This window comes from Grimontia sedimenti (assembly GCF_011045095.1).
Classification (GTDB): domain Bacteria; phylum Pseudomonadota; class Gammaproteobacteria; order Enterobacterales; family Vibrionaceae; genus Enterovibrio; species Enterovibrio sedimenti.
This window is the reverse complement of record NZ_JAALDL010000011.1, coordinates 64,684-89,650: the sequence shown is the minus strand read 5'-3', so window position 1 is coordinate 89,650 and position 24,967 is coordinate 64,684. Positions and strand designations below refer to the sequence as shown.

Annotated in this window: 24 protein-coding genes and 1 pseudogene; 9 read left to right on the top strand and 16 right to left on the bottom strand. The window is 49.2% G+C overall.

Annotated elements, in window-relative coordinates; translation table 11 throughout:
* Window positions 1-183 precede the first annotated feature (183 nt).
* From G5S52_RS14910 to G5S52_RS14880, 7 genes are all read right to left on the bottom strand, one after another.
* Window positions 184-1,368: a tetratricopeptide repeat protein gene (locus G5S52_RS14910; protein ID WP_165015269.1), complete on the bottom strand. Its 1,185-nt coding sequence runs from the start codon at window positions 1,366-1,368 to the stop codon at window positions 184-186.
* Window positions 1,365-2,024: an energy transducer TonB gene (locus G5S52_RS14905; protein WP_165015266.1), complete on the bottom strand. Its 660-nt coding sequence runs from the start codon at window positions 2,022-2,024 to the stop codon at window positions 1,365-1,367. Before G5S52_RS14905 ends, G5S52_RS14910 begins: the two co-directional genes overlap by 4 nt.
* Window positions 2,024-2,428, bottom strand: a complete 405-nt coding sequence (locus G5S52_RS14900; RefSeq protein WP_165015263.1) for an ExbD/TolR family protein — start codon at window positions 2,426-2,428, stop codon at window positions 2,024-2,026. Before G5S52_RS14900 ends, G5S52_RS14905 begins: the two co-directional genes overlap by 1 nt.
* Window positions 2,425-2,976, bottom strand: a complete 552-nt coding sequence (locus G5S52_RS14895; RefSeq protein WP_046304216.1) for a MotA/TolQ/ExbB proton channel family protein — start codon at window positions 2,974-2,976, stop codon at window positions 2,425-2,427. The genes G5S52_RS14900 and G5S52_RS14895 overlap by 4 nt, the downstream gene beginning before the upstream one ends.
* Window positions 2,973-4,307 carry a MotA/TolQ/ExbB proton channel family protein gene (locus G5S52_RS14890; RefSeq protein WP_165015260.1) on the bottom strand — a complete coding sequence of 445 codons (1,335 nt, stop codon included), beginning with the start codon at window positions 4,305-4,307 and terminating at the stop codon, window positions 2,973-2,975. Before G5S52_RS14890 ends, G5S52_RS14895 begins: the two co-directional genes overlap by 4 nt.
* Window positions 4,304-5,074 carry a DUF3450 domain-containing protein gene (locus tag G5S52_RS14885; RefSeq protein ID WP_165015257.1) on the bottom strand — a complete coding sequence of 257 codons (771 nt, stop codon included), beginning with the start codon at window positions 5,072-5,074 and terminating at the stop codon, window positions 4,304-4,306. Before G5S52_RS14885 ends, G5S52_RS14890 begins: the two co-directional genes overlap by 4 nt.
* 130 nt (window positions 5,075-5,204) lie before the next feature.
* A complete protein-coding gene (locus tag G5S52_RS14880; protein WP_002538193.1) occupies window positions 5,205-5,582 on the bottom strand; it encodes a response regulator in 378 nt (125 codons plus the stop codon).
* 252 nt (window positions 5,583-5,834) lie between these two features.
* Between G5S52_RS14880 and G5S52_RS14875 the strand changes: the two genes are divergently transcribed.
* From G5S52_RS14875 to G5S52_RS14865, 3 genes are all read left to right on the top strand, one after another.
* Window positions 5,835-6,164: a hypothetical protein gene (locus G5S52_RS14875; RefSeq protein ID WP_205743919.1), complete on the top strand. Its 330-nt coding sequence runs from the start codon at window positions 5,835-5,837 to the stop codon at window positions 6,162-6,164.
* Window positions 6,165-6,282: 118 nt separating this feature from the next.
* Window positions 6,283-6,561, top strand: coding sequence for a VF530 family protein (locus G5S52_RS14870; protein WP_165015254.1), 279 nt, complete (start codon window positions 6,283-6,285; stop codon window positions 6,559-6,561).
* Window positions 6,562-6,730: 169 nt separating this feature from the next.
* Entirely contained in the window at window positions 6,731-7,588 is an 858-nt protein-coding gene (locus G5S52_RS14865) for a sterol desaturase family protein (protein WP_165015251.1), read from the top strand.
* Window positions 7,589-7,738: 150 nt separating this feature from the next.
* Here the strand turns inward: G5S52_RS14865 and G5S52_RS14860 are convergent, their stop codons facing one another.
* Together G5S52_RS14860 and G5S52_RS14855 are read right to left on the bottom strand one after the other, a co-directional pair.
* Window positions 7,739-8,131 carry a RidA family protein gene (locus G5S52_RS14860; RefSeq protein ID WP_062665438.1) on the bottom strand — a complete coding sequence of 131 codons (393 nt, stop codon included), beginning with the start codon at window positions 8,129-8,131 and terminating at the stop codon, window positions 7,739-7,741.
* Entirely contained in the window at window positions 8,128-9,573 is a 1,446-nt protein-coding gene (locus G5S52_RS14855; protein WP_165015248.1) for an N-acyl-D-amino-acid deacylase family protein, read from the bottom strand. The genes G5S52_RS14860 and G5S52_RS14855 overlap by 4 nt, the downstream gene beginning before the upstream one ends.
* A gap of 127 nt (window positions 9,574-9,700) precedes the next feature.
* On the opposite strand from G5S52_RS14855, the gene G5S52_RS14850 reads away from it, so the two are divergent.
* The 5 genes from G5S52_RS14850 (at window position 9,701) to G5S52_RS14830 (ending at window position 14,566) form a co-directional block, all read left to right on the top strand.
* Window positions 9,701-10,975 (top strand): amino acid deaminase, encoded by a 1,275-nt coding sequence (locus G5S52_RS14850; protein WP_165015246.1) that lies wholly within the window; start codon window positions 9,701-9,703, stop codon window positions 10,973-10,975.
* 218 nt (window positions 10,976-11,193) lie between these two features.
* Complete coding sequence (locus G5S52_RS14845) at window positions 11,194-12,504, top strand: molybdopterin-dependent oxidoreductase (protein ID WP_165015243.1); 1,311 nt, start codon at window positions 11,194-11,196, stop codon at window positions 12,502-12,504.
* Window positions 12,505-12,508: 4 nt separating this feature from the next.
* Complete coding sequence (locus tag G5S52_RS14840) at window positions 12,509-13,168, top strand: c-type cytochrome (protein WP_165015240.1); 660 nt, start codon at window positions 12,509-12,511, stop codon at window positions 13,166-13,168.
* A gap of 193 nt (window positions 13,169-13,361) precedes the next feature.
* Window positions 13,362-13,541 (top strand): hypothetical protein, encoded by a 180-nt coding sequence (locus tag G5S52_RS14835; protein WP_165015237.1) that lies wholly within the window; start codon window positions 13,362-13,364, stop codon window positions 13,539-13,541.
* Between the two features lie 557 nt (window positions 13,542-14,098).
* Window positions 14,099-14,566, top strand: a complete 468-nt coding sequence (locus tag G5S52_RS14830) for a DUF302 domain-containing protein (RefSeq protein WP_002538177.1) — start codon at window positions 14,099-14,101, stop codon at window positions 14,564-14,566.
* A 71-nt stretch (window positions 14,567-14,637) separates the two neighbouring features.
* Here the strand turns inward: G5S52_RS14830 and fusA are convergent.
* Window positions 14,638-16,724 (bottom strand): annotated as a pseudogene (fusA, locus tag G5S52_RS14825) (elongation factor G).
* Between the two features lie 466 nt (window positions 16,725-17,190).
* On the opposite strand from fusA, the gene G5S52_RS14820 reads away from it, so the two are divergent.
* Window positions 17,191-18,258 (top strand): acyltransferase, encoded by a 1,068-nt coding sequence (locus G5S52_RS14820; protein ID WP_165015234.1) that lies wholly within the window; start codon window positions 17,191-17,193, stop codon window positions 18,256-18,258.
* Window positions 18,259-18,284: 26 nt separating this feature from the next.
* Here G5S52_RS14820 and G5S52_RS14815 read toward each other — a convergent pair whose 3' ends face one another.
* From G5S52_RS14815 to G5S52_RS14790, 6 genes are all read right to left on the bottom strand, one after another.
* The gene (locus G5S52_RS14815) at window positions 18,285-18,560 is read right to left on the bottom strand and encodes a DUF3081 domain-containing protein (RefSeq protein WP_002538173.1); all 276 of its coding nucleotides are present in this window, start codon (window positions 18,558-18,560) and stop codon (window positions 18,285-18,287) included.
* Between the two features lie 153 nt (window positions 18,561-18,713).
* Complete coding sequence (locus G5S52_RS14810) at window positions 18,714-19,505, bottom strand: FadR/GntR family transcriptional regulator (RefSeq protein WP_205743918.1); 792 nt, start codon at window positions 19,503-19,505, stop codon at window positions 18,714-18,716.
* On the bottom strand, window positions 19,471-20,424 hold the full coding sequence (locus tag G5S52_RS14805) for an ABC transporter ATP-binding protein (RefSeq protein WP_165015231.1): 954 nt from the start codon (window positions 20,422-20,424) through the stop codon (window positions 19,471-19,473). The genes G5S52_RS14810 and G5S52_RS14805 overlap by 35 nt, the downstream gene beginning before the upstream one ends.
* Complete coding sequence (locus G5S52_RS14800) at window positions 20,421-22,298, bottom strand: dipeptide/oligopeptide/nickel ABC transporter permease/ATP-binding protein (protein WP_205743917.1); 1,878 nt, start codon at window positions 22,296-22,298, stop codon at window positions 20,421-20,423. The genes G5S52_RS14805 and G5S52_RS14800 overlap by 4 nt, the downstream gene beginning before the upstream one ends.
* Window positions 22,295-23,242, bottom strand: coding sequence for an ABC transporter permease (locus G5S52_RS14795; RefSeq protein ID WP_165015228.1), 948 nt, complete (start codon window positions 23,240-23,242; stop codon window positions 22,295-22,297). The genes G5S52_RS14800 and G5S52_RS14795 overlap by 4 nt, the downstream gene beginning before the upstream one ends.
* A gap of 69 nt (window positions 23,243-23,311) precedes the next feature.
* Window positions 23,312-24,895 carry an ABC transporter substrate-binding protein gene (locus tag G5S52_RS14790; protein ID WP_165015225.1) on the bottom strand — a complete coding sequence of 528 codons (1,584 nt, stop codon included), beginning with the start codon at window positions 24,893-24,895 and terminating at the stop codon, window positions 23,312-23,314.
* Window positions 24,896-24,967: the final 72 nt, after the last annotated feature.

Genomic DNA, 24,967 nt, shown 5'->3' with positions numbered 1-24,967 from the left:
TCTGGGGTGTGTTTTCCATAACCGACAGATAATCATGCCGAATCTTTAACCAATCATTAACACATTTACAGAGTGTTATCAGGCCGAAGCCTGATAATAAAGTGATATTGATGTACTAATCAACGAGTATTTTGGAATTTGTAGTGTGGTGGTGGGAAGGCTTGATGCCCAGTTAAATCAAGCCTATTTCGTTTTCTGGCTAAGGTACTGAATCCATGAATGGCTTTGCGATGATGGTTTAAGCGCATCGGCTCTTTTCGCATGGAGGAGTGCTTTATCGAGCTCATCAAGCTTGTCGTAGGCCAGCGCGCGGGCAAGCTCTACGTCTGAGGCTTTTTCGGGATTGTCGACTTTATCAAGCAGCGATAACGCCTTTCGATAGTGGCCATGTTGAAGCGACAACTGCGCAGCGACCCAGTAATACTTGGGGGCATCTGTAGCAGCACGTTCCCAAGCACCAATCGCCTTATCCCACTCTTTGGCTTGCTGCCAATAAGATGCTTCCATCACAAGGCGCGTCGTATCTTCACCGCCTTGATTCACTACCGCCATGACTGCGGCAGCTTTCTCCGGCACGCCCTGTTGCTGATAAAGCTGTGCCATCATCATCTTTTCAGAATCGGACAGCTTTATACCTTCGCGCGTTGCCAGCACCAGAGTATTGAGCATCTGCTTTTTGTCGTTCAAGCGTTGGTAACTACCCACCAGCTGTATCCACCAGGTTTTCTTGCCCGGTTCAATCGCGATCAATTGCTTAAGCGTGCGGGTAGAACCTTTCCAGTGTTTAAGCTTCAGTTGCGAACCTAATTTCAACGACAAAGAAGAGGGCTTAGCAGATGCTAGCTTCAAGTGGGCATTGATACCTTTAAGCGCTTTACTGTACTGCTCATCCTGATAATGGGCCTGAGCGATACGCAGCCATATCTCGCCATGGTCTTTGCGGGACAGTTCCGGTGTTTCTGACAGCGGATAGTAAAGCTTGAGTGCATCCTGGTAACGCGATTGAGTCATTAGCAAATCTGCCAACATACGTTCAGAATCTTGCTGCGCTTCTGCTTCCAGCACATGACTGTTCACCGCCGCATAGAGGGCATTGATGGCTTTGAGTGCCTCGCCTTTTTGCCAATAAACCACCCCGAGCATACGATTCACGAAGGCGTTGTCATAGTCGGTGGGTTTCGCAGCACTTTCTAATGCCTCAGCGGCTTGTTGCCACTGTTCTTCCGCTTGGAATTCAAGCGCCTTCTGCAATTGCCTCGCCGTCACAGCGGATAGCTCAGACGCATTGGAAGAAGGTAAGAACAATGCGCCCACCAGCAAAATAAGCACTGAGCGACGACTCACTAATTGTTGGATGAAACGCTTCATTTTGTGAGTGCAAACTCCAGTTTTACTGTCTGACCCGGCTGAGGAACAGGTTTTCCTTCAACCAACAACGGCGAGTATTTCCATTTTTTCAGTGCCTGCAGCGCCTCTCGGTCAAAGATGCGTTTTGGAGACGCCTCGATGATTTTCAAGCCAGTAGGACGGCCTTCTTCATCAATCGTAAAACTCACCACCACATAACCTCCAATACCGCGGCGCAAGGCTTTGGCAGGATAGCTAGGTTGAACACGCACCAGTGGCATCGCGGCCTGATTACCCTGTCCAAATGACGGCGTTAATTCGCCCACGGCTGGTGCAGGCGCAGCTTTTATCGCAGGCATGTTGATGTTCATACCATCGACCTGAATATCCATCGCAATATCCGGCATCACAGCCTGAATAGAGGGAGTGGTTGCTGCCGCTGTAGGCGCGCTCATTTGCATACTTGGCGGTGGAGGTGGAACGTCAGGCTTAGGCGGTGCAACGCGGTCACGGCGTTCAATTTCACTTTCCGGCTCAGTCATAAAAACGTCAAAAGCAAACGGCAAGTCTTCGTCTTTCGAGGAGCCAGACGGTGCAGCAACCATGGTAGCCATGAGCGCGAAAAGACCAAACGCGCTTAGCAACCCCATCGGTATTGCTAATAGCATTCGCAGCATTAGGGTTTCTCCGCTGCTAACGCAATCTTCACGATGCCGGCACCTTTCGCTGCATCAATCACTTTCACAACCGTACCGCTGTAAGCGTGCTCGTCCGCTTGAATCACCAGAGATGCTTCAGGTTGCTCGCTCACCAAACGGGTCAATGTCGCTTCAACACGTTCTTCATCAACACGTGTTTTGTCGATGTAGATATCATTGTTTGCCGTTACCGCCACATAAATGCCAACGCTTTTTTGTGAGGTCGCATTGCTCGCTGTTGGGCGGTTCACATCCACCCCGGATTCACGTACAAAGGTGCTGGTGACGATAAAGAAGATCAGCATAATGAAGACGATATCTAACATCGACGTCAGATCGATTTGTGCATCTTCACGCTGTTTTTGATGACGTTGAAATCTCATGCCTGACTCCTTAGTGCCTGAGCCAATGAAGCCTCACGGCGTTCACAGGTTTTCTGTAAACGGGCATGGGCAAATAACCCTGCCAATGCGATGACCATACCTGCCATGGTGGGCAAAGTCGCCAGTGAAATCCCCGCTGCCATTGAACGGGGCTCTCCCGTCCCTTCCAGCGCCATTAAATCAAACACAGATATCATCCCTGTCACTGTGCCCAGCAAGCCAAGCATGGGGCAAATTGCCACCAGCGCTTTCAGGAAATTAAGATTACGATAAAGCTGGGTATGAGCTTCAAACAACCAACTTTCACGCATAGAACGCGATACCCAGGAAGTTTTGTCTTCCCTTGATTGCCACTTAGCAATGGTTTGTTTCTTCAAGCCAGGATAAGCGGCAATCAGAAACAAAAGGCGCTCAAAGACCAACAACCAACTCAAGGCCGCCACCAAGGCTAAGCCCCATAGCACGGGGCCGCCTTGCGTCATAAAATCATTCAGAGAGAGCCACCAATCTTGAACGCTCGGCAGCTCCAGAAACGTCACTTCGGTCATGCCAGCTTCACTATTGGTCGAACGTTATTCGAGGTTTCAGATTGCTCCGCTACAAGGCTGACACCCACTTTTTCCAGCGTGCCACGCAGCGTATCTGCCTGAGTGCTTAGAATGTTGTGAGCAAGCAGAAGCGGGATAGCCGCGACCAGACCCAATACCGTGGTCACCAATGCCATCGAGATGCCGCCCGCCATAATTGTTGGGTCGCCATTACCGTACTGAGTGATCACCTGGAAGGTTTCAATCATCCCTGTTACTGTGCCAAGAAGCCCCAGCATTGGCGCCAGTGCTGCCAGCAGTTTCAGCATGGATAAGCCTTTCTCGAAATGTTGCTGTTCATCCATGATGGCTTCCATCAGGCGAAGCTCCAGCGTGTCGAGTGAGCGATCTGGCTCGTTTCGGTACACATTAAGAATACGGCCTAGCGGGTTGTTCCCAGGCTGCATTGGCGTTCGGATTTGTTTGGCAATAGCAATACGCGCACGGAACATGCTGAAGCCACGCACCAGAGCGATGATGAGTCCTACCGCTAACAGCGCTGCGATGATTTTCCCGACGACACCACCTTGATCAAATCGGTCTGCCAATGTCGGTGTGTTTGCTAACTGTTTGATCACAGTGCCACGGGTTGGATCCACCAACGCAAGTTCTCCACTTGGTAATGAAGAAATCGACACGCTGTTCAGCCCCCCATCCACAGCTGGAAGCTCATTAGCTTGCTGGCGGGTACTATCCCATTCCAGATAACCGTCATTGTTAACAAGGCCAATATTACCGAGGCGCAGCACGTCCTGAGGCGTCACCACACCGTTTTTGTCACGTACACTGACGGATTCAGACCCAATCTCACCACTGTTTTTAAGCTCTTGCAGCATGCCTTTCCAGAAAGCCGTTAACGTAGGTAAAGAAGGTAAAGATTTCGCATCGGAGATGGCATCCAACGCCTTGTCCATGTCAGGTTGATTGATGGTTGCCGGGGCGTTATAGCGCTCAGCATTCACTTCACGGCCTGCTTGACGCACCACGCCAAACACTTCGCCTAAGCTGCCAGTTTCCAATCGCAGTGTTTCTTCCAACGCTGCCAGCGTTTCCTCATTGGTACTGAACGTTGTGCTCAATTGTTCCGCTTCTGCTTCCAATGCGGCTTGCTCAGCCTGCAGCTCAGCAAGTTTGGTTTTCAGTGCTTGCTCGGTTGTGTTGAATCCGGCTTCACGGACAACATTATGCTGTTTTGATTCAGCTTGAGCGGCTTTAGTGTCACTCACCAGATTCGCCGAAGCAGGCGAACTCAGAAGTAAGGCGCTCAGCACTAATACAGAGAATGTTTTCATTGCGCTGCCCCCTTCACCATAGAAATAGACAACGGCAACGCCATCAGTGTAGGAGGCTGCTTTTTATTGGCGACATCAAACGCTTGTTGAATGGCTTCGTAAGCTCGCTTATCAACAGGTAGCCATTTGGTGGTCGATTGATCATAGAACCAGAAAGCATCACCATTGAGGCTTCTCGCCACGAGAGAGAGACGCCCAAGGTGCAAAATGTCGACGTCTCTTTCGATGCCATCCAGAGGCAGCGTTTCCTGATAGATGCCAAGCTTAGCGCCGTAATCCAGTTCGATTTGGTAGGCTTCGAGAATGCGACGGAATTTTTCCGCATCTGCCACATCGGCGCGCGTCATCAAGGTTTTCAGACCATCCACGCGATTTTGGCGCTGTGCTGATTTAATAGGAAGATCCTGACTGACCCAGACATCGAGATCATCAATCATGCGATACATCAGAGGGACAATACCCTGACGTGTCATAGCGATCTCTTCCAACTGCTGGTTCAGGCTTGCCTGTTCCTGCTCCTGATTTTCAACCAAAGATTTAAGGTGATTGCGGTAAAGCGTGAGATTCTCAATTTCACGCTTCAGCTTTTCAATTTCCGCTTTGGTTGACTGGGCTTGCTCGTCGCTGACATCAATACGTTGTTGCGAGGCCGCTGCCGCTTTCACCGTTTGGGTTTCAATAGCAGCCGCTTTATCAATGTCCGTTGCTTGGGCAAGTAAGGGCAGGCTTAACAAGGTCGCAGCGCCGAAGCGCTTTACAGCATTCATGAAGTTGTGTCTCTCTGGGCGTAAAGCATAGTGTAAAACAGCACACATATTTCAGGGTTAATTGCCAAACGGATTTTAATCCACCTGACAAGAGGTGTCAGAACTATGTGCGTCAGATACCCTCACTCCGTCAGACATCGACAGGCTTAGGCGGTGTATTGTCATAAGCAGTTTTAGCGGTTTCCCATAACTCATCTCGGGATGACGTTGCGCTGACCAAGCCGTTAACCCCCGCATAATGCAGTGTTGATAAATCCTCAGCACTGGTCTGCGGCAGCATCACAACCAAAGGCAAAGACGTTGACTGGCGAAGCCTTTTGACGTCGGTCACGCAAGGCAATGCACCTTCTCCTGCCAACAGGATCATATCGAACTGGGTTTGGCTCAGCGCCCGCTCGGCCTGTTTAACATGAAGCACTCTTGTGACCTTACAGCCATGCTCGGCAAGTACACTTTTCATCCAGCCACAAGGCGACAGCACATTTTCGATAAGCAGTAGTTCACGCATTGCATTCAAAACCGCTAATGATATTCATTCTCATTACTATCTCACATCCAAAGTCACAAATACAACTCAATTTATTTGGGGCTATTCCCCTATTTCTCTCTGATTAAGAGTAACTTACTGTTTTTGGATCATGGTCTCATATTTTCGCTATTTATAAATTTGAAACTATTGATAATCCAATGCCCAGAAGCGTAGACTTTACGCGTTAATAATTAGAAACTTAATTTCATTTCAGTTGGTACGAATAGCGCTATGACTAACAACAAACCTTTAATTATTGCTACCGCAGTATTGCTGGTTGCGATGATTGCTCTGACACTTTCTTCCATCACCTATTCCAGCAAAATCTACACAATCCAAATTCAGAAGCAGCATGAGAAACTGCTAAAAGATCCTGAAGATGCAAAGATTGCCGATCTGATCGGTCTGGCAGACATTTGTGAAGATATCCGCTTCAGAGGTACGCTTTCTCTGCACATGAATGACGAAGATACCTTTAGTATTCAACGTGCCTGTGAAGACATCAAAACCCGTCTTCGCATGAACCAATTCAGCGACCAAAGCCTTTCAATGCGTCGTTAAGTTTGGCCCCGCTGAAACATAAAAACTTAGACAGAGGCTTCCGAGCCTCTGTTTTTCGTTGAACAGCCCCACTCATTGTGGCACATTCGCCGCTGTCATTACCTATTCAAGCAGTATTATGGACCATCAACCAAACAACCCGCTTCATGGCGTGAAACTCGAAGAAATCATCAACAAGCTGGTGGAACACTATGGTTGGCAGGCACTTGGCAATGAAATCGCCATTAACTGTTTCCGAAGCGACCCTTCCGTTAAATCCAGCCTGAAGTTTCTGCGCAAAACACCTTGGGCACGAGAGAAAGTTGAACAGCTTTATATCGACACTTTTTTCGGCCAAGACCAAGCTGAAAAAACCGACCCTTGGGCAGCGGCGCTCAAAAAGCTCGATAATGAGTGAGTTGACTTAACGCCCCAAAAACATCCTGAGCATTTTGTCACCAACATTTACCTGATGTATGGTTGAGGTAACTGGCCAGACCATTGGTTTGGCTCTTATACCCAAACGACCTGAAGATGCAGGATTCAGGTCGTTTGGGTATACCATCTCTAATGGCAAAGGAAATGACATGGATACTGGTTGGGAGTCACTCACACTGCTATTCCTTTCCCCGATTTTTCTGCTGTGCATGATTCTCGAATTCCGGATCTTGAAAAAGCAGGGAGAGAAGGATTACTCGCTAAAAGAACTGTTCTGTAACTTCAGCCTTGCCGGTCTACACCAAGGGGCAGATGTCATCGCAACATTGCTCTTGATGCCTTTCTTCCTTTGGCTATTTCAGTTCCGTCTTTTTGATATCACCCTGACACCGCTTACCCTGTTTGCTGTATTCATCTTGCAGGATTTCTTTTACTACTGGTTTCACCGCGCTTCTCACCATGTTCACTGGCTTTGGGCCTCTCATATCGCCCATCACAGCTCTGAGCGCATGAACTTTACCACCGCCTTCCGCCAAAGCCTGACCTACCCGATTTCCGGCATGTGGCTGTTCTGGACGCCGCTGGTTTTAATTGGTTTCCCACCTAAGCTGGTCATTCTAGTTGTCGCGCTTAACCTCGGTTTTCAGTTTTTTGTTCACACCCGGGTGGTTGGAAAGCTGGGCTGGATTGAAAAAGTCTTCAACACGCCATCTCACCACCGCGTGCATCATGCGAGAAATCCTGAATACATTGATCGTAATTTTGCAGGCGTTTTGATCATCTGGGACAAGATGTTTGGCACATTTGTGGAAGAGAGAAAAGACATCGACATTGATTACGGCATACCAAAACCCATTAACAGTTGGAACCCATTCGTTGCCACCTTCCATCAGTGGAAGACCATGCTCACATTGGCATTGTCACCGGGAGTGCCTTTCAAAACGCGAATAGCCTATCTTTTCGGAGCACCAAAAATAGCGGATAACGCTGAATTTGAGAGGAAGTAAAGCCCACAAGAAAACCGTCCTTCAAGGGGCTGTTGACCTTTGGTGATGACTTTCGCAGCAGTTTGTGGGGCTTTATACAAGGCAGAGGCGTCGATGTAGCTAGCCTACATGAGAAGCCGATAACGCAGTAGAAAGTCCCCACAAATGCTGTTATCGACGGTCGTCGCGGTAACAGGTCACGTCCACTTCCACTTTCACATCAACCACCAGATCCGCAACCAAACAAATCCGCGCTGGTGGATTGGCACCAAAGAATTCTTTGAACACTTTGTTGAATGACTGGAAATAGCGGGAATCCGTCAGCACCACTTTGACGTGTACCACATCCTCAAGGCCATAGCCTGCTTCTTCCATGATATCGACACAGTTTTGAATCGCCAGACGGCTTTGGTCAACGATCCCGCCCTCAACAACTTCGCCATCAGTCATTGGCGTCTGCCCAGACACATACAAAAAGCCACCCGCTTCTACTGCACGTGCAAAGGGTAAATGTTGTCCACCAGTGCCAGTGCCACCTTCTACGCCATAGCGTTTAATCGTCATTTTGTTTCTCCGTTTCTTCGTAAAAAACGACCAGCACGCTGCCCTGTCGCTCCTTGTTCTGTCCATGTTTCGGTGCCATTCACCCAAACGCGAATAATGCCCTGTGCCGCTTGCGTCGGTGATTCAAACGTAGCGCTGTCTTTGATGGTGTCCGGGTCAAACAACACCAGATCCGCCATGGCGCCTTCGCGGATAACACCACGATCTTTTAAGTTAAATCTCGACGCGGAAAGCCCTGTCATTTTGTGTACTGCAGCTTCGAGACTGAGCAGTTTTTGCTCTCTGGAATAATGCCCAAGCACCCTTGGAAATGCCCCCCAAAGCCTGGGGTGAGGATGGGGATCATTCGGCAAACCATCTGAACCAATCATGGTTAAACGGTATTGCAATACCCGTTCTACATCTTCATCTGCCATGCAGTGATAAACCGCGCCTGCTGGTTGCAGCTTTTTAGCTGTATCCATCAGCGGCAGGCTCAAGTCTTCCGCAATCGTTTTTAGCGTTTTACCCGCCTGTTCTGGATGCGGCTCCGACCACGTAATAAAGATCTCAATCTCTTCAGTTACCTGATTCAAATCCAGCGTGGAAGAGCTTGCGGTATAGGGATAACAATCGCAGCCTATATCCTGTTTAGCGGCTGTTTTATCCATCAGGGAAATCACGTCTTTTGTGCGTCCCCAATTGCCCGCCCCTGCGCATTTGAGATGCGAAATCACCAGAGGGACGTTGGCATGGGAAGCCGTCTCAAACGCTTCTTCCATCGCTTCAAGAATGGGTTCAAATTCGCTGCGAAGATGAGTGGTATAAATTCCGTTAAACGCAGCCAATTCTGTAGCCAACGCTTTAATTTCTTCGGTTGGCGCGCTGTGGGCAGAAGCGTAAGCTAATCCTGAACTTAGCCCCAGAGCACCTTGTTCCAATGCATCCCTCAGAGTGCGCTGCATCTTTTGCACTTCTAGCTCAGTGGCAGGGCGGTATAAATCGTTCATCACATTGTTTCGAAGCGTAGTATGCCCTACCAGCGCAGCAACATTGACCGAAGGCCGCGCTTTTTCCACCGCATACACATATTCCGCAAAGCTTGGATAATCAAAGTCGCTGCGCTTACCCAACAAGTTCATCGGATCCGGCGGATCGCTGTTAAGCAGCGCCGGGGACGCGCTGATCCCGCAGTTGCCGACGAGCACAGTCGTCACTCCTTGACTGATCTTTGGCAAACATTCCGGTTGACGGATCACATTGGTGTCATCGTGAGTGTGAACATCGATAAAGCCGGGAGCCAGAACCAGAGCTTTCCCGTTTATCTGCTTTTTAGCGGAGAGGGAACCCGGGCTGCCAATGACTGCTATCCGGTCATCCTTCACTGCTACATCGGCCTCAAAAGCTGGCTTACCTGAACCGTCTATTAGATTTACGCGACTTACCACAACATCGAAGTCCATCGATCTGTCCTTGTTGCTTGTCGAATTGGGAGAGATTTGCTGTAGCCAGTACCGCATCGAAGCCTTAGTATTTTGAGTACTTATCAGCCAGCGCGATGGCACACAGTGGATGTTAGGAGAATAAGGAATGAGTCACTCTGCGCAACAACCTATTGATAACTATCAAGTGTCACTCCAAAAAAACTTTCCGCCGGGTACCAAAGGTGTTTGGGCTGAGCAGAAAGATAACGGACGCTACAGCCTGATCGAAGAGGAAATCAGTTTACCCGCCGCAGTGATACTGCAAAGTGCCGTAGAAAGTAATATCCGGTGGATGCAAGCGTTCGCAAACCAACATCAAGCGAAGTTGTGCCCCCACGGCAAAACCTCTATGACACCTTACCTGTTCAAACGACAACTTGAACAAGGCGCCTGGGGCATGACAATCGCCACACCAGCTCACGCAGAAGTTGCAGCCATGGCAGGCGCACAAAACATCATCATGGCCAACCAGTTGGTGGGTAAAGCCAACATGGCCGAGGTTGCCAGACTCCAATCCTGCTTCGATGTGAATTTCTACTGCAGCGTCGACTCCGCATTGAATGTGGAGCAGCTATCGAACTTCTTTGTACAACGTGGCCAGCAAGTGAATGTTTTTATTGAGTTAGGTGTCGATGGCGGACGATGCGGCGTAAGGGGACTGGAAGCGGCTACAGAACTGGCACAACTGATCCATCAGCTACCCGGAACCGCACTGGCAGGGGTAGAAGTCTATGAAGGTGTAATTTCTGGTGATGATGCCGAAGCGCGAGTCCGGACCTTTATCGCCGAAACGGCTGAATTTGCGAAATCCCTCAAAGATCAGGGACTGATTGACACCAAAGATACCATCGTCACTGGTGCAGGTTCGGCTTGGTATGATGTGGTGGCAGAGACCTTCTCCCAATATAACGACTTACTCCCAGTGATCCGTCCCGGCTGTTATCTCACCCACGACACCGGTATTTACGATGTTGCGCAGAAGAAGGTCATGGCCCGCGCAGAGAAAAATCAGGGGGTCGCTTGCCGCTTAGGTGGCGATTTGAAGAACGCGCTTGAGGTATGGGCTTGCGTGGTTTCTACACCAGAACCCGGCAAGGCAGTGATTGGCATGGGCAAACGTGATGCCTCCTATGATGCAGGATTACCTATTGCAGAGCGCGGATTCAGAAACGGCTTGCCAATTGATATCAAAGGGTTGATCGCCACAGCCGTGATGGATCAGCACACCTTTGTCGATGTCCCAGAAGAATGCGATTTACAGGTAGGTGATGTCATCGCTTTTTCCACGTCACATCCTTGCCTGACTTTCGATAAGTGGCGCTATATCGCGTTAGCTGATGACAACTTTACTGTTGAGCATTGGTTACCCACCCAATTTTAACTTCCTAAGATGCTCACTTCGGTGAGCATTTTTTTGTCTCGATACGCATCTAACGACTTTCTTCCACCGTCCCTTTGTTTGTACCTCACTGTTTTATCGGTTCCGAGAGATCCGTCTCTCCAGGTGCTGACTACGCTTTTGCAGCACATTTAAAACGGGCTTGTAGATGAGTAACTGATACCAGTTACCAGGATGTTGGCTAAAAGAAGGAACGCAGCATGAAAGAAGAAAAAAACGCACCAAAAGGTATCTACGAGTATTACGAAAAAAACCCAGAAACAGCAGATGACAAAGTATTCGGAAGGGTTAGCTACCCAGACAGACGAGGCTTTTTGAAAGGCGCAGGGTTAGCCACGATGGCAGCCGTGTTGGGAGGAGCCATTCCCTTTCACCGAAATATGCCTGCTGGCATGATTCCCGCCGCTTTTGCAGAAGGCCTTGAAGATGTGGTGATTGAGGGAAAAGACGGTTTGACCGTTTTAAACGACAGACCCATGAATGCAGAAACGCCACCTCACCTTTTGAACGATGACATCACACCCACCACCCGACACTTTATCCGTAACAACGGTATCCCCCCGACAGATGTCGATGCAGATAGCTGGACACTTACCATTGATGGTCTAGTTGATAAGCCGATGACATTGACCATAGAGGATCTGAAGAAAAACTTCGACGTGGTTGAACAGCAACTGGTGGTGGAATGTGGAGGCAATGGCCGCGCTTTCTTTGAGCCCAAAGCCAAAGGCAACCAGTGGACTTACGGTGCCGTGGCATGCTCAAACTGGACAGGCGTTAGGCTCGCAGATGTGCTCAAAGCCGCGGGTGTTCAGGATGGCGCCGTATACACCGCACACTACAGCGCTGACAAACACCTTTCAGGGAAAGCAGATAAGCTCCCTATATCCCGTGGATTACCTATTGCTAAAGCGATGGGCGGGGAAAATCTGATAGCCTTTGAACAAAATGGCGAACCGCTTCATCCAATGAATGGCGCACCACTTCGTCTGGTGGTCCCTGGATGGCCAGGCTCCTGTTCACAAAAATGGCTAACACGTGTTCAAGTAAGGGATCAGGTTCATGACGGCCCGAAAATGACGGGCAAGGCTTACCGCGTTCCCAACCGTCCTGTCGCACCGGGAGAGAAAGTGGCGAAAGAAGATTTCGTCATCATTGAGCGTATGCCAGTGAAGTCGCTCATCACGTCGCCACAAACCAATACTGAAATCAGTGGTAACGAGTTAATGGTGAAAGGCCACGCCTGGTCAGGAGACCGCAAAGTAGACAGCGTACAACTCTCCACAGACTTCGGAGCAACATGGATGGATGCGGATTTATCAGATCCAGCAAATGAAGGTGCATGGCAAACCTTCAACGCTAAGGTGCAATTCCCCCAACCCGGCTACTACGAAGTGTGGGCAAAAGCCACTGATGATCAGGGGGTGAGCCAACCCTTCGCCATTGCATGGAACCCCAAAGGCTATCTCAACAACAGCTTTCACCGTGTTGCGGTTGTCGTGAAGGGGTAAGTGGATGCATGGATTCAACGTCATTGAGCGGTTTACTCCGCTCTCTTTATCTTTGCTTTTTTTCTTCAGTACTGCGCTTTTCGCCAATGAAGAATTGATAGCGTCAGGAGAACAGCAAGCTCTGGTTTGCAAAGCCTGTCATCAGGTAGAGTCTGATGGTGTTGCGGTTGTCGGCCCGCCCCTGTGGGGGTTGGCGGACCGTAATATCGCCTCTTTTGAAGGGTTCAACTACAGCGGCGGGCTCAAACAACATCAAGGGCAATGGGACGCAGAAAAGCTTGATGCCTTTTTGCAGTCTCCAGCAACATTCGCTCCGGGCACCAATATGGTGTTTCCCGGTGTTGAAGACCCGGGTGCAAGGGCTGCTATAATTGCCTGGCTTGCCAGTAAAAATCCGAATCCTCCACTCTGGACGACCGCTTCCGCTGGTGCTCCTGTTAAGTCTGTTGGAGACGGTATTCTCAAACCCGGAGAAAACATGGCGCTGGTTGCTGCTGTTTGTTCAGCCTGCCACTCTCTTCATCTTGTCGTCCAGCAAGGTTTGAGCAAAGACAGTTGGGATGAAACCCTTGAATGGATGGTGGATGAGCAAGGCATGGACGAATTAGATCCTGATGACCACGAAGCGGTACTGGTTTATCTCTCTACCTACTACGGTTTATAAATCCCACCGCCGGAGACGCTTGTCGTTATTGCCAGGCGTTTCCATTTTCCAACTCAAATCCCACCACCCATGGCCTTAAATGCTTTGGCTTGCACCTCAACGTTATTTACTTCTAAAAAGCTGACAGTTTACTAGATGCGGGCTACGCTTGTGTATATACATTGTATATCTAATGGCGATACGGATTTTGTGCATGGCCAGTAAAAAGAAAAGCGACACCAACAAAAAAGACAGCCAACTCATCATCCGGATCAATGGCCAACAAAGGGATGAATTCGTGTCGCTCTGTGAAGAGCTGGACAGTTCGGCGGCACGGGAAATTCGCAAGTTTATTAAACAGTTCCTAAAGGAAAATGGGTCAAAAGACCTTTAACAGGAGTTCTTCGGAGTAAGTTGTACCTAAGAGCTTCATTTGAGAATTAAATGGAGATTGCATCATGGCAAAGTCAAAGAAAGAACTGAAAAAATCACTGAAGAAAGCAAAAGCGAAAGTGAAGAAAATCAAAAAAGCGCTTAAGAAAGCCTAAGCTTTTTCTCGCTCAAGAAAAAATGCCCCATTCGGGGCATTTTCTTTTTCAGCCGTGGCTAATGAATATCCCTTCTAAATAAACTCGCCAATTGCGGTTACCATACACGAGTGCCAAATTTCTGGTCACAACCCGCTCCAAAACATCTAGATAGCCTTCACTTCATTGACTTTCCTACATTTGATTCTCAGTCATTTAAGTGACTTCTAAAACAATTTGCTAGTCTTTATGTGTCGGCATGCAGTTCTACTTCATCCATTTAAACGTGATGAATGGTATCTTCTGCATACCTAACCATTCATTAACACTGATTTATTGGGCATTTACTCCATTGATGACAGTGCACATGGAGGGTTAGGTATTGGCGATTATTCAATTTGGTATTCGTAAAAAGGATTCAGCTATGAAATTGAACATCCGACTTTTTGCGTTCATTGCTGCCTTCGTTAGCCTGCCTTCAACGGCGCTGGAAGGAATGGTTCAGGTACAAAGCCAATACGATGTACGAACCACTACAGACCGTCTTATAGCGGCAGTAAGAGCGCATGGTTTGAATGTGATAGGCCGTATTGACCACGAGGATGGTGCGCGAGAAACAGGCAGAGACTTGCGTCCTACGGAATTGGTCATTTTTGGGAACCCCAACGTCGGTAGCTCTCTGATCGAGTGTAATCAGACTGCGGGCATTGACCTGCCGCAAAAAGCCCTGATATGGGAAGACGATGATGGAACTGTCTGGCTTGGTTATAACAACCCAGCCTATGTCGTTAAACGCCACAGGTTGGATAAATGCGACTTGGCGGTGAGGAAAGTAGAGAAAGCGTTGGTGACTCTAGCAAGATTGGCCACGCAACCAACACCTCAGCAATAAAAAGACGTTCTACAGACAAACAAAAACCCCGCAGCAAGCTGCGGGGTTTTCTTTTAGAAAGTCGTTAAGAATTACTTCTTAGCGTTACGCTCTTTAACTTCAGCGATAACTTTCTCAGCAACGTTTGCTGGACATGGTGCGTAGTGTGCGAACTCCATAGAGAACTGACCACGACCAGAAGTCATAGTACGCAGGGTACCGATGTAACCGAACATTTCTGACAGTGGTACATCACCCTTGATGCGAACGCCAGTTGCGCCAGCTTGTTGGTCTTTGATCATACCACGACGACGGTTCAGGTCACCGATTACATCACCAACGTGATCTTCTGGAGTGAACACGTCAACCTTCATGATTGGCTCAAGAAGCTGTGGACCAGCTTTTGGCATAGATTGACGGAATGCACCTTTCGCTGCGATTTCGAACGCGATTGCTGATGAGTCAACTGCGTGGAAGGCACCGTCGAACAGCTCAACTTCAACGTCCAGAGTTGGGAAGCCAGCCAGTACGCCGTTTTCCATCATGCCCGCGAAACCTTTCTCGATTGCTGGCCAGAATTCCTTAGGAACGTTACCACCAACAACAGTAGAAGAGAAAGTGAAGCCTGAGTTTGGCTCACCTGGCTTGATACGGTAGTCGATCTTACCGAACTGACCAGAACCACCAGACTGCTTCTTGTGAGTGAAGCTGTCTTCAACTGGCTGAGTGATAGTTTCACGGTAAGCAACCTGTGGTTGACCAACAATCAGGTCTACACCGTAAGTACGCTTCAGGATGTCAACTTTGATATCCAGGTGAAGTTCACCCATACCTTTCAGGATGGTTTCGCCAGAATCTTCGTCAGTCTCAACTTGGAATGATGGATCTTCTGCAACCATCTTACCGATCGCGATACCCATTTTCTCAGAACCGCCTTTGTCCTTAGGAGACACAGCGATAGAGATTACTGGAGTTGGGAAGATCATTGGTTCCAGAGTACATTCGTGCTTAACATCACACAGAGTGTGACCAGTTTGAACGTTCTTCATACCAACAACAGCGATGATGTCACCCGCTTGCGCTGAAGTCAGCTCGTTACGCTGGTCAGCTTGCATCTCAACCATACGGCCGATACGCTCAGTTTTACCCGTCGCTGCGTTCAGGATGGTGTCACCCTTCTTCATTACGCCAGAGTAAATACGGATAAAGGTCAGAGCACCGAAGCGGTCGTCCATGATTTTGAACGCCAGCGCGCGCAGTGGCTCGTCAGCAGAAACAGTTGCAACTTCACCAGTTGGCTCACCAGTTTCTTTGTCAGTCAGTGGCTGTGGGTCAACTTCTGTTGGAGACGGCAGGTAATCTACAACTGCGTCTAGTACCAGCTGCATACCTTTGTTTTTGAATGCAGAACCACAGAAAGTTGGGAAGAACGAACAGTCGCGAGTACCTTTACGCAGGCAGCGCTTGATGTCTTCGATAGAAGGCTCTTCGCCGTCCATGTATGCCATCATCAGATCATCGTCTTGCTCAACAGCAGTTTCGATCATCATTCGCGGTATTCTTCCAGTTGATCAAGCATGTCTTCTGGAACGTCTTTGATTTCGTAGTTTTCTGGCAGACCTGATTCGTCCCAAACGTATGCTTGGCGATTCAGAACGTCTACAACACCTACGAACTCATCTTCACGGCCGATTGGCAGAGTCATAACTACTGGGTTTGCGCCCAGAACGTTTTTAACTTGCTCAACTACGTTGAAGAAGTCTGCACCCATACGGTCCAGCTTGTTTACAAAGATGATACGTGCAACTTCTGATTCGTTAGCGTAACGCCAGTTGGTTTCAGACTGAGGCTCAACACCGCCTGAACCACAGAAAACACCGATACCGCCATCAAGTACTTTCAGAGAACGGTAAACTTCAACGGTGAAGTCAACGTGTCCCGGAGTATCGATAACGTTGAAGCGGTGGTCTTTCCAGAAACAGCTAACTGCTGCAGACTGGATAGTAATACCACGCTCAGCTTCCTGTTCCATGAAGTCAGTAGTCGATTCACCATCATGAACCTCACCAGTCTTGTGGATTTGACCGGTTAGCTTCAGGATACGCTCGGTAGTAGTGGTTTTACCCGCATCAACGTGCGCGAAAATACCAATGTTTCTGTATTTACTTAGATCTGTCATTGTTCGTCTCTATAAACAATTACTGGCTTATATCAGGGCCGGGAGTATAGCAGGCGTCGTCGCGTAAAGAAACATGTAGAACACAGTGATATCAGATAAGTTTTCACTGATAGCCGATTCGATACATTTCTGCGCATCTTGGTGCCACTTTCCTCGCTTCTAGTGCTCGCCTTCTACAGTTTCGGCAAGCTCAGAATATCCAAACACCCTTCATGAGAAATCGCTTCCCACAGGAATAGGGTCGTTCGACTATACAGGGTAGACCCGAATGCGTGATTAGGTTTGGCTTTTCTATGTGGAGATTTGCCGATGCTTTTTCAACCAATCACTTACAATTTGCAACGCTTTTAATTCCCGTCTTCGCATATTCGAGAATCACGCCTCAGATTAAGGATGAGAATTACATATAGTTCGCGTTCACTCTGCTTTTTCTACTAGTGCACGCTGTGCAATTTGAGGAGACTACATGTCCAACGCCCGTATCCCTTCACTAGAGATGGGTCGTTTATTGGCCATTCTCGCCGTTGTCATCATCCACGCAGGCCCTCTTCGTGGGGAGGCTTACAGCGAAGGCATCAACACACTGTCCGATGTAATTAACCAAATCTGCCGCTTCGCCGTTCCTTTCTTTTTTGTTCTGACGGGTTACTTTGTCCAACCTAAACTGACTGAAAACCCAACCCGCACGTTTATGCACTACGCCAAGCCATTGATGCTGATATGGCTGGCTTGGAGCCTTATTTATCTTGCAGTACCTTTCCGGTTGGATGTTGTCATGACAGAAGGCTATCTGACAGAGCGCACTGGATACTGGAACTATCTACTTCAAGCTCCGCTCAACACGCTTTTTGAAGGTGGCTTGGTGCATCTTTGGTATATCCCGGGGCTGCTTTCAGCGCTTGGTATACTCGCTTTGCTGATTAATAAGAACCAGCAAGGCCTTATCATGCCTCTGGCACTCGGTCTGTATGTTTGGGGACTGGGTGCGGGTAGCTACCAACCTATTATGGAAGGGGAAGCACCCATCTTTACCCGCAATGGACCCTTTTTCAGCTTATTGATGGTCACCGCGGGATTCGAAATGCGACGTCGCAATATCCGCTTCTCCAACAAAGCGGCTTGGACAATGACGACTGGCGGCATGGCACTCTGTTTAGCAGAAGGCGTTAACCTGTCTCGATACGATATGTGGATGGCCAATCATGACTTCCTGATTGGCACACCAGTGATGGCGCTAGGATTATTTGCCCTTTTACTGAATCACCCGAACCTCGGCAATACGCCACTCACCTTTGCCCTTAGCAAGCGTGTTTTGGGTGTGTATGTCGCGCATTTCGTACCGTTGATCTTGCTGTTTAATCTGTTCGGCATGCATGCGATTGAAGGGCCGGTGAAAGACATGCTTGTGGCACCTTTGACTATTTTGCTCTCACTGGGCTTGGTGTGGTGCTTAGAGAAGACACCGTTGACGCGATTTCTGGTGGAAATGACGCAAGGAAAAAAAGCACTGACGCCAGCAGAAACCACTAAGTAAAAAATAGCCCGGAGATTCCGGGCTTTTTAATGGTGGTCATCAACGACTTTATCTGTCACTAAAGCCTCGACCTTTTTCAGAAAACTGTCTCTCAGATGGGCTTGGTCGTATTTCAAATCATAGGTGTTGTGGAACCCGATATGCAGTTCCACACCATTACCCCTCAGATAGACGTTGTAACCGTCGTAGTCTGTCGATGCTTCCACACCTTCATAAATCTTACCAAATTCGGTGTCTTCGCCTTTTTCCATCACCACTTCAAAAGCAGCAAGTAACTTCGCTGGGTTGAGTTCATTTTTCATTGCCATTCCCTCACAACTGCCACGTTTTAGCAGCAAGTGCAGAGTGGTTTCTCTGCATTAAAATTATGATTTTCAATACAGAAACGCGCCAATCACGGATCACTGAAAGTTGATCAGTAATGGTATCTCATGCGGCAAGAATGAGAGGGTGGCTTATTGCTGGGGAGCGTGAAGCATGAACCTGCGAGTCATTTCGACTTCCTGCGCTTCCATCAACTTCTGAGCCACTTCCATATGTTCACGCATAATATTGCGGGCATCTCCGGAACGCCCCTCTTTCAAGGCCAGAATCAAATCTTTCTGGTGATTAAAGCCCTGCTCCCAAAGCTCATGATTATGAGGCTCATAAAGGTGCCTGTTGACCGTGAGATCGGTGAGCATACGGGCCATAAAACGGATAATAAAGCCCAGTAATTCATTTCCAGCAAGCTCAGCCAGAATAATGTGGAACTGGAGAGAGTCGATATGTTGTGCGCGCTCATCTTCGGCATTGAGCGCGGGCTGGGCGTACTTTTGAATATTCGCTTCAAGCCTTGCCAGATCTTCCTCTGAGAGACGTCCTGCCAGTGAAGCGACAAGTTCTGGCTCTAACAGACAGCGCAACTGATAGATGTCTTTGACAGAGAGTTCGTTAAAAAAGAAGTAGTTGCTCAGCAGGCTGCTTGCCATCGCTTCAGACACCGCATTGATAAACGCCCCACCCTTTGGACCTGTGCGGGTCACAATGAGACCTTGCGCTTCAAGCACCCGCATGGTTTCGCGGATGGTGCCTTTAGACATGCCAAACAACTCCATCAGTGTTTGCTCATGGGGCAGTTTATCTCCTGGCTTTAGTCCCTGTTCGACAATCCAGGTTTTAATGGCGTCCGCTACTTTATAGGGACGACGCATTTTTGCAGAAGGAGCTGGGTCATTCGAGCGGGAAGTAGCAGGCGACAAATTCATTCTCCTTAATTTGTGTCAGCGGCGGCGAAGCAGCGAGGCACTGAGATTGTGCATTGGGACATCGACCCCCGAATGCGCAACCTTGAGGTGGATTGAGCGGGTCTGGCAGTTCTGCATGTTGTGTGGGTACCTGTAACGGTCTGCCCACAACAGGCGCGCTGTTCGCTAATAACTGAGTGTACGGATGTTTTGGGGAATTGAAAATCATTTCAGCCGGAGCCAGTTCTACCAACGAACCAAAGTACATCACCGCAACTCTATCACTGACCGCTTCGACTACCGCAAGATCATGACTGATGAAAAGATATGTCAGCGAGAGCGTTTGCTTTAGCTCAGCCAACAGGTTCAATACCTGCGCCTGGACTGACACATCCAGTGCAGAAACCGGTTCATCCAGAACCAATATTCTGGCGTTGGCCGCTAGGGCTCTGGCAATGCCAATGCGCTGTGCCTGACCGCCTGAGAATTCATGGGGATAACGTTCAAGGAATTCTTCGCGGAGCCCAACCTGACCGAAAATCTCACGAATACGGTTTTCCCGCGCCGGTTTGTCCATACCATGCAGATAAATAAGCGGGACTTCCATCAACTGGCGAATGGTTTTTCTAGGGTTAAGGCTGCTGATAGGGTCCTGAAAAACATATTGAATACGTTTCCCATTTTCTTCCGGGCGATCCGGTGACAAAACTTCTCCTTCAACCAACACCCTGCCTTCGGTCGGTGTCGTTAATCCCACCATCATTCTTGCCAACGTCGACTTTCCGCAACCAGATTCGCCGACGATGCCCAGAGTTTCTCCTTGCTGCACATCAAGATTAATCGTCTGTACCGCTTTGACACCCGGAAGTGCGGGAGCAAACATTGGCTTTTTAAAAAAGTAGGTTTTCTTCAATCCCTGAATTTGCAACGCAGCCGTCATACCAACCTCTCTTCTGGATAATGACACAGCACCATGCGTCCTGACGCTTCGCTTCTTGCTACTTCACCGGTTTGGCAACTGTCTTTGGCTTTACTGCACCTTGCGGCAAACGCACAGCCTTGCGGCAGTTTGTCCACCACGGGAGGTAATCCCGGAATCGCTTCCAAATCTCCTTTTCCTCGTCCAAGCTCAGGCACACAGGCAATCAGCTTTTTCGTATAAGGATGAGCCGGAGAATCCAGCACAGACTCGGTCGGCCCAGTTTCCACAATCTTACCGGCATACATAACCGCCACCCGATCACAAAGCTGCGCTACTACCCCGAAGTCATGAGTAATAAACAACACCGAGACATTTCGGGTACGTCGAAGCTCGTCCAACAGTGCAAGAATTTGCCCCTGTACCGTCACATCGAGCGCAGTCGTCGGTTCATCAGCGATGATGAGTGAAGGATTATTCACCAGAGCCATCGCAATCGCCACACGTTGACGCATGCCACCGGAGAGCTCATGGGGAAATGCCTTCATCCGTTCTTCAACGTTGGGAATATGTACCGCATCCAGTAAAGAAATCGCGCGCTGCCTCGCTTCACTTGCAGGCAATTTTTCATGCACTAAAATCGCTTCCATCATTTGTTCGCCGACACGATAGAGCGGATGCAAGGTCGCCAACGGATCCTGGAAGATGTATGCCACATCCTTACCACGCAGGCTTCGAAGTGTTTCGTAACTTGCCCCAATCAGGGATTCATCTTTAAAACGGATATCACCGCCACAAATCACCCCGGGTGGCGAGGCTACCAATCCCATTACAGAAAGCGCCGTCACCGATTTCCCCGAGCCACTTTCACCGATCAATCCCAGGCACTCACCCGGTGCGATCTCAAATGACACCTGATTCACGGCCTTATAAACGCGGTGGTTGATGTGAAATTGCGTCTCCAGTTTGTCGACTTTCAATACCGCATGATTCGTTTCACTTGCTTCGACAGATTGGAACTCATCACTCACTTTGGTGGCAGGTTGAGGACGGGTGAGAGCGCCTGATTTCAATCTTGGATCCAGCGCATCACGCACACCATCGCCCAAGAGATTAATGCTCATCACGATAAGGAAAATCATGATGCCCGGCACCACACTCGCATGGGGGTCAGTGATCAACGAATTTCGCGCTTCGCCTAACATGGATCCCAAATCTGCTTGCGGCGGCTGGGAACCCAAGCCCAGAAACGACAGTCCTGCGGTTTCCAGAATCATCCAGCCGATGGTGGTAGACATCGCAATCACAATCACAGGAACGACATTAGGCACAATCTCAGACCAGATAATGCGTCGGTCGGACATGCCACAAAGCTTGGCTGCTTCAACAAATTCACGTTGTGCCAGCGAGACGGTCACACCGCGGATGTTTCTCGCAAAGAAGGGAATATTGACCGCCGCGACCGCTATCAAAGCGTTCAGCAAACCGGGACCCAGTGCTGCGACAATCGCCAATGCTAACAAAATATAAGGGAAGGCCATCAACACATCGATACAGCGCATAAAGAGATTATCAACGCGACCACCATAATAGCCTGCGATAATGCCAATCGCTGAACCAATCAGCGCAGCAATAAGCGCTGCTGCAAAGCCAACGGCGAGACTCAGTTGGGTACCCCAAAGCAAGCGGGATAACAAATCACGACCCAAATGATCAGTCCCTAACAAGTGGCCATCACTGAAAGGGCGTAAAAAGCGGTTGGCAGTGTCTGTCACAGCGGGGTCTTGAAGCCCCAACAGTGGCGTCACCAATACCAGAAAGACAATCATCGACATCACAATGCCGCCAAAGGCCGCCAGTCGGTTTCGAACCAGAAGTTTCAAAAATGCCATCATGCTTTGATCCTCGGGTCGAGCCAACTTTGCAGCATGTCTACTGCAATGTTGAACAGCACGTAACAAGAAGCCACAAATACTACCCCGCCCTGCACAAGCAAAATGTCACGTTTGAGGATCGCTTCCACCAGCATTTTTCCAACGCCCGGCCACTGAAAGACCATCTCGATATACACAGCACCTGAAAGCACAAAGCCCGCCTGAATACCGAGCACCGGAATAATGCTGACCATGGCCGCTTTCAGTCCATGTTTCCAAACCACCTGACGCTCATGTACGCCTTTGGCACGGGCAGTGCGGATGTAATCTTGTCTCAATACTTCGAGCATGGCAGAGCGTGAAAGACGGGCGATAACCCCCGTCGCCACAGACGCCAACGCCAGGGCAGGCATCACCAAATGTTTGAGCAAGTCCGGCAAGTCGCCACCACCGTAGATCGCATACATACCAGAAACCGGCAACCAACGCAGATTGATGGCAAACAGCAGGATCATCATCATGCCGAGGAAAAAGGAAGGAATAGAAATACCAAGCAATACCACCAGAGTGATGCCTTTATCCGTCAACGAAAACTGGCGTGCCGCAGACACCACACCAGCGATGATGCCAAGCAAAGAACACAACACAAAGGAGACACCCGCCAGAATCAGCGTGGCATTGAAACGCTCCAACACCTCGTCAAGCACAGGACGGTTGAGCGAATAGGAACGGCCAAAGTCACCCTGTAGCATGTTCGACAACCAGATAAAGTACTGGCTGACCAGAGGCTGGTCGAGACCAAGGTCTTTATTGATTTTGGAGACATTATCCGGCGTCGCGTATGCGCCCAAAATGGCCGTTGCCGGGTCGCCGGGAATCATCGACATGATGAGAAAGACGATAACCGTTATCCCGAGAAGCACCGGGATCGCGGACAGCAATCGTCGAAGAAAATAGTTACCCACGCGCAGTGCTCCTTTCTGCGTTCATCAACAGGAAAAAGCACTCAGGTCAAAGACCTGAGTGTTTGATTATTATTTTTGTACATCCTTGAGAATAAGGAAGAATGAAGGCTGCAATTTGAAATCCTGCACCTGATTATTGGTCACGGCATTCTGTTTCCAGTTCGCCACAAACACCCAAGGCGCATCTTCCTGCACAATTTCCTGCATTTCGCGGTATAGCTTCGCGCGCTCATTTTGGTCAGTTGCCTCACGCGCAGCTTCAAGCAGTTTGTCGACCTCAGGGTTTGAATAGTAACCCGAGTTGAAACCGCCTTTGTCCGGCCATGCATCAGTGCGAAGCGCCAGGTATGGCAGAGTATCAGGGTCATTGGTCATCCAAGCCATTTCCGCCATGTCAGCTTTACCTTCCAGACCAGGGTTCACTTTGCCAAGGAAGGTATTCCACTCGTAGGTTTCAATCGAAGTATCAAGACCCACCGCTTTCAGATCTGCCTGAATTGCGGTACCCATAGGCACAGGATCCAGCATACCGGAGCCACCTTCAGTAACATAAAACGTCAGCTTTGCGCCTTCCTGACCGGCTTCTTTGATCAGCGCTTTGGCTTTTTCAGGGTCATACGGGTATGGCTGCAGGCTGTCGTTGTAAGCCCAAGCGAAAGCTGGCGGTGTTGGGCCAGCGGCCACTTCTGCCGTGCCTTCAAGCACACCCTCTACCAAAGCTTTTTTGTTGATGGCATAGTTCACAGCCTGACGCATTCGCTTATCCGCGAAGGGGCCTTCCTTGGCATTCAGGATAAGGAACCATACGTGTGGGCCAGCCTGCTCAGCGACTTGATACCGGTTATTCTGGAACTCAGACAAGGCGTTTGGCGGAACTTCCACCATCAAGTCGATGCTGCCTGCCAGCATTTCAGCAACTCGGGTGTTCGCGTCTGTGATCGGACGGAATACCACCGCTTCCAACTTAGCCTTGTCACCCCAGTAATCGTCGTTACGCACCACAACCACTTTGCTATTAGACGCCCACTCAGCGAAACGGAAAGGACCGGTTCCCGATGGTTGACGACCAAAGTCCTTACCATGCTTTTTCACCGCTTCAGGAGAAACAATTAAGCCCGTAGGGTAAGCAAGGTTGGAAAGGAAAGGGGCGTAAGGAGCGTTCAAGGTGAACTTCACCGTCTTAGGGTCGACGGCTTCAACGTTTTCTACCGATGAGAAGAAGAAAGAGAGCGGGAAAGGACCCGTTTCATGATACGGATGTTTCTCATCCAGCATACGGTCAAAGTTGAACTTCACCGCATCAGCCGTCAGCGGTGTACCATCATGGAATGTCACGCCTTCTTGCAAAGTAAAGGTGTAAGTTTTGCCATCTTCACTGACTGTCCAACTCTTTGCTAGAGCAGGCTCCACTTCCAGAGTGCCATCTTTGTAACGGACCAAACCTTCATAAAGGTTCATCAGGATCCGGAAGTCGTTCACTGCGGTAACCGCATGCGGGTCGAGCGACTTTGGCTCAGCCACCTGACCGACGATCAATACGTTCGGTGGTGTCTGCGCCTGCGCAGATAAAGGAACGATCGCACATACCGCTAACAACGCGGTTTTCGCTGCACTCCGCAGCCTTTGCATGAAATCACTTCTTATTTGTTTCATGGGGAAACTCCTTCCCAGTTTGTGGATGTGATGTTAAGAACTGTTTAACTTTTATTCACATTTATCACTATA

Excerpts from the sequence above, each read along its gene's own strand:
- G5S52_RS14905 (WP_165015266.1), bottom strand. The coding sequence starts at position 2,024 with ATGCTGCGAATGCTATTAGCAATACCGATGGGGTTGCTAAGCGCGTTT.
- G5S52_RS14805 (WP_165015231.1), bottom strand. The coding sequence starts at position 20,424 with ATGACGGCTGCGTTGCAAATTCAGGGATTGAAGAAAACCTACTTTTTT.
- G5S52_RS14835 (WP_165015237.1), top strand. The coding sequence starts at position 13,362 with ATGGCCAGTAAAAAGAAAAGCGACACCAACAAAAAAGACAGCCAACTC.
- G5S52_RS14895 (WP_046304216.1), bottom strand. The coding sequence starts at position 2,976 with ATGACCGAAGTGACGTTTCTGGAGCTGCCGAGCGTTCAAGATTGGTGG.
- G5S52_RS14890 (WP_165015260.1), bottom strand. The coding sequence starts at position 4,307 with ATGAAAACATTCTCTGTATTAGTGCTGAGCGCCTTACTTCTGAGTTCG.
- G5S52_RS14845 (WP_165015243.1), top strand. The coding sequence starts at position 11,194 with ATGAAAGAAGAAAAAAACGCACCAAAAGGTATCTACGAGTATTACGAA.
- G5S52_RS14815 (WP_002538173.1), bottom strand. The coding sequence starts at position 18,560 with ATGAAAAATGAACTCAACCCAGCGAAGTTACTTGCTGCTTTTGAAGTG.
- G5S52_RS14830 (WP_002538177.1), top strand. The coding sequence starts at position 14,099 with ATGAAATTGAACATCCGACTTTTTGCGTTCATTGCTGCCTTCGTTAGC.
- G5S52_RS14800 (WP_205743917.1), bottom strand. The coding sequence starts at position 22,298 with ATGATGGCATTTTTGAAACTTCTGGTTCGAAACCGACTGGCGGCCTTT.
- G5S52_RS14900 (WP_165015263.1), bottom strand. The coding sequence starts at position 2,428 with ATGAGATTTCAACGTCATCAAAAACAGCGTGAAGATGCACAAATCGAT.
- G5S52_RS14910 (WP_165015269.1), bottom strand. The coding sequence starts at position 1,368 with ATGAAGCGTTTCATCCAACAATTAGTGAGTCGTCGCTCAGTGCTTATT.
- G5S52_RS14790 (WP_165015225.1), bottom strand. The coding sequence starts at position 24,895 with ATGAAACAAATAAGAAGTGATTTCATGCAAAGGCTGCGGAGTGCAGCG.
- G5S52_RS14875 (WP_205743919.1), top strand. The coding sequence starts at position 5,835 with ATGACTAACAACAAACCTTTAATTATTGCTACCGCAGTATTGCTGGTT.
- G5S52_RS14865 (WP_165015251.1), top strand. The coding sequence starts at position 6,731 with ATGGATACTGGTTGGGAGTCACTCACACTGCTATTCCTTTCCCCGATT.
- G5S52_RS14880 (WP_002538193.1), bottom strand. The coding sequence starts at position 5,582 with ATGCGTGAACTACTGCTTATCGAAAATGTGCTGTCGCCTTGTGGCTGG.
- G5S52_RS14820 (WP_165015234.1), top strand. The coding sequence starts at position 17,191 with ATGTCCAACGCCCGTATCCCTTCACTAGAGATGGGTCGTTTATTGGCC.
- G5S52_RS14855 (WP_165015248.1), bottom strand. The coding sequence starts at position 9,573 with ATGGACTTCGATGTTGTGGTAAGTCGCGTAAATCTAATAGACGGTTCA.
- G5S52_RS14860 (WP_062665438.1), bottom strand. The coding sequence starts at position 8,131 with ATGACGATTAAACGCTATGGCGTAGAAGGTGGCACTGGCACTGGTGGA.
- G5S52_RS14870 (WP_165015254.1), top strand. The coding sequence starts at position 6,283 with ATGGACCATCAACCAAACAACCCGCTTCATGGCGTGAAACTCGAAGAA.
- G5S52_RS14885 (WP_165015257.1), bottom strand. The coding sequence starts at position 5,074 with ATGAATGCTGTAAAGCGCTTCGGCGCTGCGACCTTGTTAAGCCTGCCC.
- G5S52_RS14840 (WP_165015240.1), top strand. The coding sequence starts at position 12,509 with ATGCATGGATTCAACGTCATTGAGCGGTTTACTCCGCTCTCTTTATCT.
- G5S52_RS14810 (WP_205743918.1), bottom strand. The coding sequence starts at position 19,505 with ATGAATTTGTCGCCTGCTACTTCCCGCTCGAATGACCCAGCTCCTTCT.
- G5S52_RS14850 (WP_165015246.1), top strand. The coding sequence starts at position 9,701 with ATGAGTCACTCTGCGCAACAACCTATTGATAACTATCAAGTGTCACTC.